This window comes from Kribbella monticola, assembly GCF_003261635.1.
Classification (GTDB): Bacteria; Actinomycetota; Actinomycetes; order Propionibacteriales; family Kribbellaceae; genus Kribbella; species Kribbella monticola.
Map to the genome: position 1 here is coordinate 93,894 of NZ_QFXK01000009.1, position 14,183 is coordinate 108,076.

A 14,183-nucleotide genomic window follows, 5' to 3' on the forward strand; every position below is an offset into this window, starting at 1 on the left:
GGCATCAGCTGGTCAGGCCGACCACCTTCAGCACATCGGGCCAGGCCTGCAGGGCCGCGTTCAGGGTGGGGTCCTGGACGGCGGCCACTGCCTCGGCGTGGGCGTCGGAGATGACGTCGGCGATGGCCACCGGCGTACCGAGGGTTGCGGACCGGACGGCCGCCTCCACCATGGCGATGCTGATGACGTTGGAGTGCGCCTCGGTCTGGGGGATCGTCGACTCCCGGACCGCCGCCACGAACTCGACCAGCGACCCGTTGATCTCCTCGGGTTCGTCGCCGACCTCAGCGGTCAGTGCTTCTCCTGATGCGAGCTCCGCTTCCGGTGCGCCGTCGCCGTCCCAGGCCGCCGTACCGCCGGACGCGCTCGCCCGCCAGCGGCCGTTCCACGAGGTCTCCAGGCCGGGCGCGCACCAGCTTCCCGTGTACGAGAAGCGGGTGCCGTCGGCGAACCGGAAGATCGCCGACGCCGCCGCGTTGCCGTCGAACCAGCTCCAGTCCGGGTTGTACGACTCGCAGTACACCGAGACTGGCTCGGAGCCGATCAGCTTGCGGGCCAAGTCGAACTGGTGGATCGCCATGTCGACCAGCAGCGGCTCGGGCATCTGCTCCCGGAAGCCGCCGAAATGCGGTGCCTTGAAGAACTCGCAGAACAGTGACCCGATCCGGCCGAGCCCGGCGAGCTGCCGGCCGAACGCGGAACCGGCCCGGAAGTAGCGACGCGACTGCGACACCATCAGCAGTTTCCCGCTGACCTCCGACGCCGCCACCATCGCCAGTCCCTCGCGCACCGTTTCGGCCAACGGCTTCTCGCACAGCACCGGCAACCCGCGCAGCAACGCATCCACACTGACGGTGGCATGCGCACCCGGCACGGTCACGTCGATGACCGCCTCGGCGCCCGTCCGCACCGCCAACTCCTCCACCGACGCGGCGACCGGTACGTCGCCGTACCCGTGCTCGTCGGCGGCCGCCCGCGCCAGCGGTACGTCGAGGTCGATCAAGCCTGCCAGGACGACGTCCGGATTCGCCGCGATCGCGCCCAGCCAGGCCCGGCCCATGCCGCCGGCACCGACCTGGAGAAGGCGCAACGGTTCAGGCATCGGCAGGCTCCTCGATCGGGCCGCTGTAGCCGTGGCCGTTGAAGAAGTCGCCGGTCTCGTACCGCAGCAGGGTCGGCAGTGCCCGCTCCGGCCGATCGCTGTTGGCCCAAGCGACCCCGTTGGCGATCACCTTGCGAATGTCCTTGTGGTGGTAGACGGGATAGTCCTGGTCGCCGGGGGAGAAGTAGAAGATCCGGCCGTGGCCGCGCCGGAAGGTGCAGCCGGAGCGGAACACCTCGCCGCCGCTGAACGAGGAGACGAAGACGAGTTCGTCCGGCACCGGGATGTCGAAGAACTCGCCGTACATCTCCTGCTGCTCGATCACGATCGGGTGCGGCACACCCTGCGCGATCGGGTGGGTGGGATCGACCGTCCAGACCAGCTCGCGGTCCTGCTCGCTGCGCCAGCGCAGCGTGCAACTGGTGCCCATCAGCTTGCCGAAGATCTTCGACCAGTGGCCGGAGTGCAGCACGACCAGGCCCATCCCGGACAGCACGTGCTGGTAGACCCGGTCGACGACGGCGTCGTCCACCTCGCCGTGCGCGGCGTGGCCCCACCAGACCAGGACGTCGGTCCTGGCCAGCACCTCCTCGGTCAGGCCGTGCTCGGGTTCGTCGAGCGTCGTCGTACTGACCGAGGCGTCGGCGCCGAGGTTGTCGCTGATCCCGGCGGCGATCGTCGCGTGCATACCGTCGGGGTAGATCTCGGCGACGTGCGGCTCGATCTGCTCGTGCCGGTTCTCGCCCCATACGAGTACCCGAATCGTCATCAGTGTTCGTCCTTGGTTGTCGAGGGTCATTTGACGGCGCCACCGAGGGCGCCGGCGGCGATGTACTTCTGGGCGGCGATCAGCAGCACGATGGCCGGGATCGCCGACAGCACAGCGGTCGCCATCACCGCGTTCCAGTTCTGGACCTGGGTGCCGAGGTACTGGTAGATCCCCAGCGTGACGGGCCGCACGCCTCCCTTGGTGGTCAGCGTGAGGGCGAAGAGGAAGTCACTCCAGGAGAACAGGAACGTGAACAGTCCCGCGGTGATGAGCGAGTTCTTGCTGATCGGCAGCACGATCGCGACGAACGCCCGGACCAGTCCGGCGCCGTCCACCCGCGCGGCCTCCACCAGCGAGGCCGGCAGCGACAGCATGAACGAGCGCAGGATCAGGATCGCGAACGGGATGCCGCTGCTGCAGTTGGCCAGGATCAGCCCGGGAATCGAGTTCAGCAACCCGATTTTCTCGTACGCCGTGTAGAGCGCGTTGGCGATCACGATGCCCGGGATCATCTGCGAGACCAGGATCGCCAGCAGCCCGATGCTCACCCAGCGGGACCGGAACTGCGACAGCGCATACGCGCACGGCGCGGAGATCAGCAGGCACAGCACGACCGTGCCGGTCGCGATGATCACGCTGGTGACCAGGTTGTGCCCTTGCTCGCTGAGCGCCCGCCGATAGCCGGCGAACGTCGGGTCGAGCGGCAGGAAGCCCGCGGTGAGGGTGTTCCCGGACGGCTGCAGCGAGGCGTTCACCATCCAGTAGACCGGGAACAGCATCATGGCCAGGATCAGCACGCCGATCGCCGTGTAGACGGCACGACGGGCAACGGAATCGGACATCGGCGTACTCCTCCCGGCGGTCATTCGTCCACCGCGCGCCGGGTCGTGCGCAGGTAGAGGATCGCGAACACCAGCGAGACCGCGATCAGGATGTTGCTCAGCGCCGCGCCCTGGCCGAACTTGAAGTCGACGAACGACCGTTGGTAGGACTGCGTCGCCAGCGTCTGGGTGGCATTGGCCGGTCCACCACCGGTCAGGCCGAGGATGATGTCCAGCACCTTGATCGTGTAGACCACCCCGAGCACGAGCAGCACACTCGCCACCGCGCGCAGGTTCGGCCAGGTGATGTAGCGGAACCCGCGCCAGCCGGTGGCCCCGTCCAGCTGCCCGGCCTCGTACAACTCCACCGGGATCTCGGCCAGGCCGGAGTACAGCAGGGTGACGTTGAACGGGATGCCGATCCAGATGTTCACGCCGATCACCGCGATCAGCGCGACCGACGGCGAGTTGAGCCACGGCACCGGATCGTTGACGATGCCGAGCCCCATCAGCGTGCGGTTCAGGATGCCGCTGTCCTGTTCGAGGATCGACCGCCAGGTCGCACTGGACACGATCAGCGGCAGCAGCCATGGCAGCAGGAGCAGTGACCGCAGTACGCCGCCGAGTGGGAACCGCCGCCGGAAGAACAGCGCCAGCGCCAGCCCGATGCCGAACTGGAAGGCGATGGACCCGATGGTGAACAGCGCGGTGTTCACCATCGCCTGCGAGAACAGGTGGTCCTTCACGACGGTCGTGTAGTTCCGCAGCCCGACCCAGGGCGCCTGCCCGGTGAAGAAGGTCCGCAGGGTGTAGTCCTGCACGCTCATCAGCAGGTTCTTCACCACCGGATAGCCGAACAGCGCGAGCATCGCCAGCGCCGCGGGGGCGACGAACAGGACCTTGGTCAGCTCCTCACCCCGACGACGCCGCAGCCGGGCCTTGCGCACCGGCTGCGGGCCGGATTCCTCGGTGCTGGGAGTGAGCGTCGGTGCGTGCACCATGGTTCTTCTCCCTGTCGCCCGGCTCAGCCGGAGGCCTGCTTGAAGGCGTCCTGGGCCGAGGCCTTACCGGTCAGCGCGAGCTGGATCGCCTGGTAGATCACCTTCGCGGCGTCCGGCCACTTGTCGCCGAGTTTGCCGGTCCGGGCGCGGGCGGTCTTGACCTGTTCGGCGAACGCCTTCATCGACGGCACCTCCTGGGCGTACTGGTCGAGCAGCGCGGTCTTGGTCGGCAGGGTGAACCGGGCCTTCGCCCAGGCCAGTTCGTTCTCGTCCGAGTTCAGGCACTTCACGAAATCGGCGGCCTTCTGCTGCTTGGCCTGGTCCTTGTTCAGCGGGACCGTCCAGGCCTCACCGCCGAGCGGCGCGACCGGGGTCTGGTCCGGCTTGTTCAGCGGGAACGTGACCACGTCCCACTTCACGTTCGGCGCCTTCGCCAGGGCCGGGATCTGCCACGGGCCGTTCACCATCATCGCGGCCTTGCCGGCGACGAACTGGTCCTTCACGTCGCCCTGGGTCCAGTTGATGACGCTCTTCGACGCCGACCCCGACTTGACCAGGTCGACCCACAGTTGCAGCGCCTCGGCCACCTGCGGGCTCTTCAGGTCGGTCTCGTCGCCGCCGTTGGTCCACATCGCCGGCAGGAACTGCCAGGAGCCTTCGTAGGTGGCGTTCGCGTTGAAGGCCATCCCGTACCGGCCGGGCTTGGTGAGCTTCTTGGCCGCGGCCTTCAGCTCGTCCCAGGTCTTCGGCGGCTGGACACCGGCGTCGGCCAGCATCGTCTTGTTGTAGAACAGCGCGATCGTGTTCGTCACCGGCGCCAGTCCGTACAGCTTGCCCTGGTACGACGTCGCGTCGACCATGCCCTGGATAACTCCGTCGGCGTTCAGCCCCAGGTCGTTCAGCGGCGCCAGCGCGCCGGTGGCCGCGATCTGCTGGACGTCGGGGTTGTCGAGCATCAGCACGTCGGGCAACGTCTTCGAGGACGCCTGCTGCAGCACCTTGGCGATCAAGGTGTCACCAGGCACCGTCTCGCGCTTGATGGTGATGCCCAGCTTGCTCGCGCAGGAGTCGAGGCCCTTCTGGACCAGCGCCTTGTCCGGGTCGTTGTTGTAGTAGTCCAGGATCGAGAGGCTGGTGACGCTCTGGCCCGACGACGACGATTTGTTGCCGCTGTCGCCACAGCCGGCCAGCGCGAGCGACAGTGCTGTCACACCCGCCAGCGCCGCGGCGATCCGGTTGCCGATCATGACATTGCTCTCCTTCGGATGAATGGTGACGGCGGCCGCGGAAGGCGCGATCTAAGCGCTTAACCGCTGGCCGGCGGAGAAGGGTGGCTACCTTGTGGATGGGTCGGTAAACCGCTTAACTGAGGTGTCACAGGACTATGTTCCTTGCGTCACACTGCTGTCAAGAGTTCAGGGAGGGCCGATTCCGATGGTGACCATGCGAGACGTCGCGCAGCGGGCCGGGGTCTCGATCGCGACCGTGTCCTTCGTCCTCAACGACACCAAGCCGGTGACGCCGGCGACCCGCGCGAAGATCGAGCGGGCGATGACCGAGCTCGGGTTCCGGCGCAACATGGTGGCCCGGGCGCTGGCCAGCCGGCGTACCCGGATCATCGCTATGGCGTACCCGGCACTGGACCACCGGTTCGGGTTCTCGGCCGCGGAGTTCTTCACCAGCGCGGCCGACGCGGCCCGCAAGCAGGACTACCACCTGGTGTTGTGGCCGGTCGGCAACGACGGCGCCGAGCTGACCGAGCTGGTCGGGCAGAGCCTGGTCGACGGCGTCGTCCTGATGGAGGTCCAGCTCGACGATGCCCGGGTCGGCATCCTGCAGTCGATCGGTACGCCGTTCGCCCTGATCGGCCGGACCACCACCCCGGACGGCCTTCCGCACGTCGACATCGACTTCGAGACCACGGTCGAGAACGCGGTAGGGGAGTTGTACGGCCTGGGTCACCGGCAGATCGTGCTGGTCGCGGGCGACCTGAGCCATCCGAGCTTCCGCAACTACGGCCCGTACGTCCGCAGCGAGGCGGCCTATCGCCGGGTCGCGGCGGAGTACGGCGTGCAGACCGTCATCATCGAGAGCTCGGACACCACCCGGTCGGGTCAGGAGGTCGCGGCCCGGGTGATGGCCGAGCATCCCAACACGACGGCGGTCCTGGTGGTGAACGAGTACGCCGCCCTCGGTGTCGTGTCCGGCCTCAAGAAGCTGGGCCACGACGTGCCGCGGGAGATCTCGGTGCTGGCTCTGCTGATGTCGTCGGAGACCGCGCGGCTGGCCGACCCGGAACTCACGATCATGCGGACCCCCGGTCCCGAGCTCGGCCAGCTCGGCACCGAAGCCCTGATCCGCCAACTCGAAGGCGCCGACCCACTCCCGCCCCAACTCGTCCCGGCCGCCTACCAGCCAGGCGGTACCACGGCGCTGCCGCGCTCTGGTTGAGTCTCCTGCCTGCTAGGAGCACCGCTGTCAGACCGGCTCGATCGGAGTGAAGGTGAGGGTTTCCAGGCCGAGGCCGCGCGCGGCGAAGACGACGTACAGGGTGCTGGGCGGCTGGCTGGTGGTGAGTTCGAAATCGGCCTCGGTCCAGCTGTGTCGCGGGCCGGTCGGCGCGATGTCGCACTGGCCGAGCAGTTCGCCGTGCAGGGGATCGTCGGCGCGGAGTTCGAGCCGGCCGGATGCAGCGCTCTCGTTGGAAACCCTTGCGGTACAGGTGAATCGGCCGATCGGCAGCTCGATGTCGTCGAACGCGAGCCAGGCGCCGGCATCCAGCGACTGGGTCGCCTCGCCCCGGTCCGGCGCGACGGAGATCAGCGTCATCGCGCAGTACTGGTCGAAGGTGATCGACGCCAGCGGACGGGAGGTGAGCTTCCGGGCCGGGATGCGTTCGCCCAGGACGTCGACGGTCGCGGTCAGCCGGGTGTCGGTGCAGGACCGGCCGATCAGGATGCTGTGCCGCGCGGTTTCGACGCACGGCCGATCCCGGGTGACGTCCCAGAACGCCAACTCGGCGGCCGACAGTGTGAGCTCGACCCGCTCGCTCTCGCCGGGGGAGAGGGCTACCCGCCGGAAGTCACGCAGCTGCCGCAGGGGTTGCTTGACGCGTGAGCGCTGCTGATGCGTGTAGAGCTGGACGACCTCGCGTCCGGCCCTGGTGCCTGTGTTGGTGACCGTGCAGCTGATCCGGAGTTCGCCGTCGGCCGGCATCGACGCGGCGCTGATCTCGAGATCGGAATAGGCATAGGTGGTGTAGCTGAGTCCGTGGCCGAACGGATAGAGGGGAGTGCCGCGGTAGTAGAGATAGGTCGCGTCGGTGGCGACGATGTCGTAGTCGAGAAGGTCGGGCAGGTCCGCGGCCGACCGGTACCACGTCTGCGGCAGCCGGCCACTGGGATCGCAGTCCCCGAACAGGACGTCCGCGAGCGCCCGGCCGTACTCCTGGCCCCCGTGTGCCGACCAGAGCACGGCCGGAAGGTTCTGCTGCGCCCAGCAGGTCGAGAACGGATAACTGCTGCTCATCACGAGGACCGTCCGCGAATTGGCTGCGTGGACCGCCTTGGCCAACCGCTCCTGCGCTGCGGGCAGGTCGAGCTCGGCGCGGTCCTCGGTCTCCCGCCCGTTGACGAGCGGATGGTTGCCCACGACAACCACCGCGACGTCCGCCCGAGCGGCGAGCTCCGTACTCCGGGCCGTGCCGTCGACGACGACCTCGACGAGGAAGGCCGTCGCCTCGGCCCGATCGGTCAACGTGACGGTCTCACCGGCCCGGAGGAAGCGGCCGCTGTTCAGGTGCTGGACCAGGGTGGTCGATTCGCTGGTCTGGATCAACCGGAAGGTCTGCTTCACCTCCCAGCCGTTCGGGCCGGGCTGATCCGCGACCAGCCTGTCGTCGTCGGTGACGGTCAGATGCCGGCCGGTGCGGACCGAGCGGAGCGCCCAAGCCTCACCGCCCCAGTCGAAGAGATCGAACAGTGCGCTCTCGTCAGCGTCGCCTGCGGAAACGGCCAGCTCGTCCTCGGCGCCGACGGCCAGTCGCAGGTCGGTTTCGGCCACCCGCAGGGCGATCCGGTCCACGCCCTCACAGAACTCGACGCGGTCGGAGCCCAGGCGCTCGACCAGCCCGTCGAGCGCGGTGATCTGGTACGGCAGCGTTCCGGCGTACCAGTCCTCGTAGAGCTTGTCGCCCAGTGGCCCGATGACGGCGACCAGGCCGGTGGACGCGCTGTCCAGCGGGAGCACGTGGCACTCGTTCTTGAGCAGTACTACGGACTGCCGCGCCGCATCCAGCGCGAGCTGGCGGTGTTCGGGGCAGTTCACCAGATCTGGATCGAGGCTGCGGTAGGGATCGAGCTCGGGTGGATCGAACTCGCCCAGCCGGAACCGGATCGCCAGCGCGTGCCGGGCGGCGGTATCGATGTCGGACTCCTCGAGCAGGCCGCGCTCGATGGCCTGCTCCAGATGCCGGATCGACGGGCCGGCGTCGGCGCCGTCCTGGGTGAAGCTGTCGACTCCGGCCAGCAGCGCACCGGCGTACGCCGATGGTCCGTCCGGGTAGTAGTGCTGGGGCTCGATCAGGTTCGCCGGGGCGCCGGCGTCGCTGACGACCAGCAGGTCGTCGGCCGTCCATTCCCGCACCACCTGGTTGATCAGCGGGCTCAGGTGCGCCGGCCGGCCGTTGACCAGGTTGTACGACGGCATCATCGCGACGGCGGCGCCGGCCTCGATCGGGGCACGGAACGCGGGCAACTCGTAGTCGTGCAGGACCCGGGGCGGCAGGTTGCTGGAGGTCTCGCAGCGATCCGTCTCGTTGTTGTAGGCAAGGAAGTGTTTCAGGGTGGGTGCGGTCTTGAGGTAGTCCGGCCGGTCGCCGGTCAGGCCGCGGCCGTAGGCGGTCGCCATCTTGCCGGTCAGCCAGGGATCCTCGGAGAACCCTTCCTCGTTGCGTCCCCAGCGCGGGTCGCGGAGCGGGTTCACCACCGGCGCCCAGACGTTGAGCCCGACGTCACCCGGATCCTTCTGATGGAACACCCGGACCTCGTTGCCGATCGCGTTGCCGACCGTGCGGACCAGCTCGGGGTTCCAGGTCGCGGCCAGACCGATCGCCTGCGGGAAGACGGTCGCCGGGCCGAGCCAGGCCACCCCGTGCAGCGCTTCGGTGCCGGTCCGGAACGAGGCCACGCCCAGCCGCGGTACGGGCATCTGGTGCTGGTGGAGCAGACCGAGCTTCTCGGCCAGGGTGAGCCGGCCGAGCAGGTCGGTGATCCGTTCGTCGAGCAGGCGCGCCGGATCGCGGTACGGAACAGGGGCGGTGGTGTTCATCGAATCGGACTCCGATGGGCTCGACGGGGGAACGATTCGAAGCGCTTCGATCAGAAATCGAAGGGGCGGATCGATCGTGATCGAAGCGCTTCGACGACAGGGGCCAAAAAATCCGCCGCGGCTCATGACGGCCGTGTTACGACGGAGTGACTCAGAGGTTCGCATCCTCTGAGCAACCGGTCAAGACCTGAGCGCTACTACAAGCGGGCTGCCGGCAGCCGGCAGTCGGCTCTACGAGCGGGCCGTCGGCAGCCGGCCGGAGTCGAGCCGGTCGAGCGAACGGGCGACCGCTCCGATCGACGTTCCGTCGTGGCCGAAGGTGGAGGCGATCACCTCGCAGCCGCCGGCGTCGGGAGCCAGCGCCCGGTCCCGGAGTTCCTTCTCGGCGGACGGAATCAGCCATTGCGCTAGCAGTGCGTACGAGCCGCCCAGCACGACCGTGCCTGGATTCAGCACGTTCACCAGCACCGAGATGCCCTGGCCGATGCGGCCACCGACCTCGGTCAGGATGCCGATCACCTCGGCGTCGCCCGCCTCGGCCCGGCGCACCACCTGCTCCAGCTGAACCTGGGGATCGGGGTCGACGGCGCTGTCCGGTGCGAGCCGGGCGAGGATCGCTGGGATGCCGGCCATGGCTTCGAGGCAGCCGCGCCGACCGCAGCCGCAGAGCGGGCCGCCGGGCTCGATCTCCAGATGGCCGATCTCGCCGACGTAGCCCAAGGTGCCGCGCAGCGGTCGCCCGTCGCAGATCACGCCCGCGCCCATCCCGGTGTCACCGGTGAGCAGGATCAGATTCTCGGCACCGGCCTGCGGACCGTAGCGAAGCTCGGCCAGCGCCCCCAGGTTGGCGTCGTTGTCGACGATGACCGGAATGTCCGGCCGGCCGAGCGCCTGGGTCAGGTCGGCGCGGAGCCGGACGTCGCGCCAGCCCAGGCCGGCGGCGAGGACGACCGAACCGTCCCGATTCACCAGACCGGGCACGCCGACGGTCAGGCCGAGCACCTGGCGACCGGACGACTGCACGGTCGCGATCGCCCGCCGGGCCAGTGTGACCAGGGCGGCCGTGGTCTTCGCCGGGCCGGCATCCACCCCGGGCCCGGCGCGGTGCCAGCGCAGCAACTGGTTGCCGGCGATGTCGTAGGCGGACGCGCTCAGGCCCCGGGCGCTCACCTCCAGCCCGATCGCGGCGTACGCCGATCCGTCGAGCACCAGCAAGGTCGCCGGGCGGCCGACGTGGTTCTGCGTCTGCTGGGTCTCGCGAACCAGCCGCCGGTCGATCAGGTCGCCGACGATGCTGGTCACGGTCGCCTTGTTCAGCCCTGTCCCGGTCGCGATCGCGGCCCGGGAACAGGGCGCCTCGCGGCGGAGGTAGGCGAGCACCGCGGCCAGGTTGGTGGCACGCACGTCGGTGTGGTCCGCGGTCTGTGTGGTCAAGGTCCGTCCTGTCGACTCGTTCGCCGGCCGCCTGCTGGCTGGTTCAGTTCTACACCTTGTGGAGCCACCAGGCGTGAGCTAATTTGTTTGGCTACTAGCCCAACTAATTCTACGCGGGCCGGGCTCTCGTTCACAGTGCGAAAGGGAATTCATCGTGACCGGATCACCAGGCGGCTCCACCAGCCGCCGCACCTTCATCTCTTTGCTCGGCGCCGGCGCGGCCGTGGCCGCCGGCGGCACGACGCTGGCCGGGTGCTCCGGAGACGGCAAGAAGTCCTCCACCGGTGGGCACGCCGAGACCGAGGACAAACTGACCGGCCTGCTCCCGAAGTACATCGCCTATGAATCGGTCAAGCCGGACCTGCCGGGCGAGAACGGCGCCTCGCCGGGCTTCACGAAGTACCCGTCGGAGCTGAAGCGCGGGGTGCCGGACAAGGCGGTGAAGAGCGGTAAGGAGGTCTCGGCGATGACCCCGCTGTGGGCCCCGCTGCCGCCCGGCCTCGGCAACAACTCCTACTTCGACGCGAACAACGAGCGGATCGGTGCGCCGGTCCGGTTCAACATCCTGAGCGGCAACGACTACGGCGACAAGCTCGGCCCGCTGCTTGCCTCGGGCAACGTTCCGGAACTGCTCTGCGTGCCGGGCTGGAACATCTCCGGGCTGACCCGGTTCGGCCAGGCGGTCGACAAGCTGTTCGAGGACCTGACCCCTTACCTGGCCGGTGACAAGGCCTCGGCGTACCCGATGCTGGCGAACCTGCCGACCCGGGCCTGGGCGTACGGCGTGTGGAACTCCCAGCTCAAGGCGGTGCCGTTCCCCTCCGACGGCTTCCCCTGGGCGCTGTTCTACCGCAAGGACATCTTCGACCAGGTCGGCGCCGCGCCGCCCAAGACCGCCGACGAGCTGTTCGCACTGGGCAAGCAGCTGACCGATGCCAAGCGCAACCGGTGGGCCTTCGGCGGCATCTCCGACGAGGTGCAGCGTGCCTTCGGCGTACCGTCGGGCTGGCGCAAGGACGCCGACGGCAAGCTGGTGAACAAGATCGAGACGCCCGAGTTCGAGGAGGCGACGGCCTTCGTCCGCCGGGTCTTCCAGTCCGGCTACGTACACCCGACCGTGGTCGGTAACAACGCCGTCGACCAGAAGCCGTTGTTCGAGGGCGGCCAGATCGTCGTCCGCCAGGACGGCCTCGGCGCGTGGACCGAGTCGCTGCAGCGCCAGATGGCGATCAACCCCAAGTTCGACATGCAGATCGTCTCGCCGTTCGCCCACGACGGCGGCACACCGATCGTGTGGAGCGGTGACCCGGCCGGCATCTTCACGTTCGTGAAGAAGGGTCTCGGCAAGGACCGGATCGCGGAACTGCTGGGCGTGCTCAACTACACGGCCGCGCCGTTCGGTACCGAGGAGAACCAGCTCTACAACTACGGGGTCGAGGGCAAGCACTACATCCGGCAGCCTTCCGGCGCGCCGAAGCTGACGGCGCTGGGACAGAAGGAGGTCGCGAGCACCTACATCTTCCTCGGCGGGCGGCCGCTGGCCATCACCCAGAGCGAGTACCCGGGCTACGTCCAGGCGATGAGCAAGTGGCAGAACGAAGCCGTCAAGGTCCGGGAGAAGAACCTGTTCGAGGGCATCCGGGTCGAGCAGCCGGCCAAGATGGCCGCGCTGGCCCAGCCGTTCGACGACAAGCTGCAGGACATCTACCGGGGTCGGCGGCCGGTGAGCGATCTCAAGGTGGCCATCCAGGAGTGGCGCAAGAACGGCGGCGACGAAGGCCGCGACTTCTACGCCAAGGTTCTCAGTGACAACGGTCGCTAGCGGTAGACGGAGCGGTCGGGGCCGGTCCGGCGGAGCGGGCTGGCGGCACCGGCTGCGGCGGGACTGGCCGCTGCTGGTGATGGTCGCGCCGGTGATCGTGCTGCTCGGCGTCTTCCACTACTTCCCGACGCTCGGCAACGTGATCGCCTTCCAGGACTATTCGCCGTACGTCGGCATCCGTGGCAGCGACTTCGTCGGGTTCGCCAACTTCAGCCGGCTGTTCTCGGAGGTGGCGTTCTGGAAGGCGCTGGCCAACACACTGTCCATCACCGCCTTCCAGCTGGTCTTCTTCTTCCCGATCCCGATCGGTCTGGCGCTGCTGCTGAACAGCGTGCTGTCCACCCGGCTGCGTACCTTCATTCAGGGCGTCGTCTATCTGCCGCACTTCTTCTCCTGGGTGCTGGTGGTGTCGCTGTTCCAGCAGATGATCGGCGGCGCCGGCCTGCTGGCGCAGACCCTGCGCGAACACGGCCACAGCGCGGTCGACCTGATGACGAAACCGGACACCTTCATCGTGCTGGTCACGGCGCAGGCGGTCTGGAAAGACGCAGGGTGGGGGATGATCGTGTTTCTCGCTGCCCTGAGCACGATCAACCCCGCCCTGTACGAAGCGGCCGCGGCCGACGGCGCCAACCGCTGGCGGCGGCTGTGGCACATCACCCTGCCCGGTCTGCGTCCGGTGATCGTGCTGCTCCTGATCCTGCGGCTCGGCGACGCGCTGACGGTCGGCTTCGAGCAGTTCATCCTGCAGCGCAGCGCGGTCGGCGGTGGTGCGGCCGAGGTGCTCGACACCTACGTGTACTACCAGGGGCTGCTGGCCGGTGACTTCGGCTACGGCGCGGCCGCGGGCCTGTTCAAGGGGCTGGTCGGGCTCGTCCTGGTGCTGGTGGCCAACAAGTTCGCTCACCTGATCGGAGAGCAAGGGGTGTATTCGCGATCATGACCACACAGACCTTGAGTACGCCGCGCCGCCTCGCGCGGCAACGGGCCCAGACCGAGGCGGGCCGTCCCGTCTGGGAGGAACAACCGTCCTGGTTCGGCCGGCTCAGCAAGCCGGTCGTGCTGGCGCTGGTCGCGCTGCTGGTGACGTTCCCCCTGTACGTCGTCGTGGTGACCAGCCTGTCGACGACGGAAGCCGTTACCCGGGCGGGCGGGCTGGTCGTCGTACCGCGCGAGCTGACCATCGCCGCCTATGTGCAACTGCTGTCGGGTGGTGTGGTCACCCGGGCGCTCCTGATCAGTACCGGGATCACGCTCATCGGCACGGCTTTCAGTCTCGGGCTGACCGTGCTCGCGGCGTACGGACTGTCCCGGCCCGGCTCGTTGCTGCATCGGCCGCTGTTGTTCGTCGTGCTGCTGACGTTCCTGTTCGGCCCGGGCATCATTCCGAGCTACCTCGTGGTCAACGCACTCGGCCTGATCGACAGCTACGGCTCGCTGATCCTGCCGACCGCGATCTCGGCGTTCAACCTGATCGTGATGCGGTCGTTCTTCATGGGCATCCCCGGCGAGCTGATCGACAGTGCCCGGATCGACGGCGCGGGCGAGTTCGCGGTGCTGAGCCGGATCGTCCTGCCGCTGTCGAAGGCAGTGGTCGCGGTCGTCGGCCTGTTCTACGCGGTCGGTTACTGGAACGCCTTCTTCAACGCGATGCTCTACATCAACGACAACAACAAGTGGCCGCTGCAGATGGTGCTGCGGACCTACATCGTGCAGGCCCAGGTACTGCCGACCGGCGCCGGCGGGGTGACGAGCGGTTCCGGGATGGGTCTGGCCCCCGCGCCGAGCCTGGCGATCAAGATGGCGATCGTGGTGATCGCGGTCGTTCCGGTGCTGGTGATCTATCCGTTCATCCAGCGGCACTTCACCAAGGGCGTCATCATCGGCGCGGTCAAAGGCTGACCGG

The 14,183-nt window shown here is 68.2% G+C and carries 11 protein-coding genes; 4 read left to right on the forward strand and 7 right to left on the reverse strand.

All coding sequences use genetic code 11. The annotated features are described in order from the left end of the window. Positions 1-4: 4 nt before the first annotated feature. The 5 genes from DIZ26_RS04105 to DIZ26_RS04125 are packed head-to-tail and all read right to left on the reverse strand — an operon-like array spanning position 5 to position 4,940. Positions 5-1,102, reverse strand: coding sequence for a Gfo/Idh/MocA family protein (locus DIZ26_RS04105; RefSeq protein ID WP_112237866.1), 1,098 nt, complete (start codon positions 1,100-1,102; stop codon positions 5-7). Further along, positions 1,095-1,871: a ThuA domain-containing protein gene (locus tag DIZ26_RS04110; RefSeq protein ID WP_112237868.1), complete on the reverse strand. Its 777-nt coding sequence runs from the start codon at positions 1,869-1,871 to the stop codon at positions 1,095-1,097. The genes DIZ26_RS04105 and DIZ26_RS04110 overlap by 8 nt, the downstream gene beginning before the upstream one ends. Positions 1,872-1,897: 26 nt before the next feature. Continuing rightward, positions 1,898-2,713 carry a carbohydrate ABC transporter permease gene (locus DIZ26_RS04115; RefSeq protein ID WP_112237870.1) on the reverse strand — a complete coding sequence of 272 codons (816 nt, stop codon included), beginning with the start codon at positions 2,711-2,713 and terminating at the stop codon, positions 1,898-1,900. A gap of 20 nt (positions 2,714-2,733) precedes the next feature. After that, on the reverse strand, positions 2,734-3,693 hold the full coding sequence (locus DIZ26_RS04120; protein WP_112237872.1) for a carbohydrate ABC transporter permease: 960 nt from the start codon (positions 3,691-3,693) through the stop codon (positions 2,734-2,736). Between the two features lie 23 nt (positions 3,694-3,716). Next, positions 3,717-4,940 carry a sugar ABC transporter substrate-binding protein gene (locus DIZ26_RS04125; RefSeq protein ID WP_112237874.1) on the reverse strand — a complete coding sequence of 408 codons (1,224 nt, stop codon included), beginning with the start codon at positions 4,938-4,940 and terminating at the stop codon, positions 3,717-3,719. A gap of 187 nt (positions 4,941-5,127) precedes the next feature. Between DIZ26_RS04125 and DIZ26_RS04130 the strand changes: the two genes are divergently transcribed. Beyond that, complete coding sequence (locus tag DIZ26_RS04130) at positions 5,128-6,144, forward strand: LacI family DNA-binding transcriptional regulator (protein WP_112237876.1); 1,017 nt, start codon at positions 5,128-5,130, stop codon at positions 6,142-6,144. Positions 6,145-6,171: 27 nt separating this feature from the next. Here the strand turns inward: DIZ26_RS04130 and DIZ26_RS04135 are convergent, their stop codons facing one another. Both DIZ26_RS04135 and DIZ26_RS04140 read right to left on the reverse strand, forming a co-directional pair. Next, the gene (locus DIZ26_RS04135; protein ID WP_112237878.1) at positions 6,172-9,021 is read right to left on the reverse strand and encodes a glycoside hydrolase family 3 protein; all 2,850 of its coding nucleotides are present in this window, start codon (positions 9,019-9,021) and stop codon (positions 6,172-6,174) included. 231 nt (positions 9,022-9,252) lie between these two features. Beyond that, the gene (locus tag DIZ26_RS04140) at positions 9,253-10,455 is read right to left on the reverse strand and encodes an ROK family transcriptional regulator (protein ID WP_112237880.1); all 1,203 of its coding nucleotides are present in this window, start codon (positions 10,453-10,455) and stop codon (positions 9,253-9,255) included. Positions 10,456-10,609: 154 nt separating this feature from the next. Here DIZ26_RS04140 and DIZ26_RS04145 point away from each other — a divergent pair, with 154 nt between their 5' ends. The 3 genes from DIZ26_RS04145 to DIZ26_RS04155 are packed head-to-tail and all read left to right on the forward strand — an operon-like array spanning position 10,610 to position 14,179. Continuing rightward, complete coding sequence (locus tag DIZ26_RS04145) at positions 10,610-12,277, forward strand: extracellular solute-binding protein (protein ID WP_112237882.1); 1,668 nt, start codon at positions 10,610-10,612, stop codon at positions 12,275-12,277. Then, positions 12,261-13,220 carry an ABC transporter permease gene (locus DIZ26_RS04150; RefSeq protein WP_232828135.1) on the forward strand — a complete coding sequence of 320 codons (960 nt, stop codon included), beginning with the start codon at positions 12,261-12,263 and terminating at the stop codon, positions 13,218-13,220. Before DIZ26_RS04145 ends, DIZ26_RS04150 begins: the two co-directional genes overlap by 17 nt. Further along, positions 13,217-14,179: a carbohydrate ABC transporter permease gene (locus DIZ26_RS04155; protein WP_112237886.1), complete on the forward strand. Its 963-nt coding sequence runs from the start codon at positions 13,217-13,219 to the stop codon at positions 14,177-14,179. The genes DIZ26_RS04150 and DIZ26_RS04155 overlap by 4 nt, the downstream gene beginning before the upstream one ends. Positions 14,180-14,183 lie beyond the last annotated feature (4 nt).

Bases quoted from the DNA above. Each gene is read 5' to 3' on its own strand.
- DIZ26_RS04105 (WP_112237866.1), bottom strand. From the start codon at position 1,102: ATGCCTGAACCGTTGCGCCTTCTCCAGGTCGGTGCCGGCGGCATGGGC.
- DIZ26_RS04110 (WP_112237868.1), bottom strand. From the start codon at position 1,871: ATGACGATTCGGGTACTCGTATGGGGCGAGAACCGGCACGAGCAGATC.
- DIZ26_RS04115 (WP_112237870.1), bottom strand. From the start codon at position 2,713: ATGTCCGATTCCGTTGCCCGTCGTGCCGTCTACACGGCGATCGGCGTG.
- DIZ26_RS04120 (WP_112237872.1), bottom strand. From the start codon at position 3,693: ATGGTGCACGCACCGACGCTCACTCCCAGCACCGAGGAATCCGGCCCG.
- DIZ26_RS04125 (WP_112237874.1), bottom strand. From the start codon at position 4,940: ATGATCGGCAACCGGATCGCCGCGGCGCTGGCGGGTGTGACAGCACTG.
- DIZ26_RS04130 (WP_112237876.1), top strand. From the start codon at position 5,128: ATGGTGACCATGCGAGACGTCGCGCAGCGGGCCGGGGTCTCGATCGCG.
- DIZ26_RS04135 (WP_112237878.1), bottom strand. From the start codon at position 9,021: ATGAACACCACCGCCCCTGTTCCGTACCGCGATCCGGCGCGCCTGCTC.
- DIZ26_RS04155 (WP_112237886.1), top strand. From the start codon at position 13,217: ATGACCACACAGACCTTGAGTACGCCGCGCCGCCTCGCGCGGCAACGG.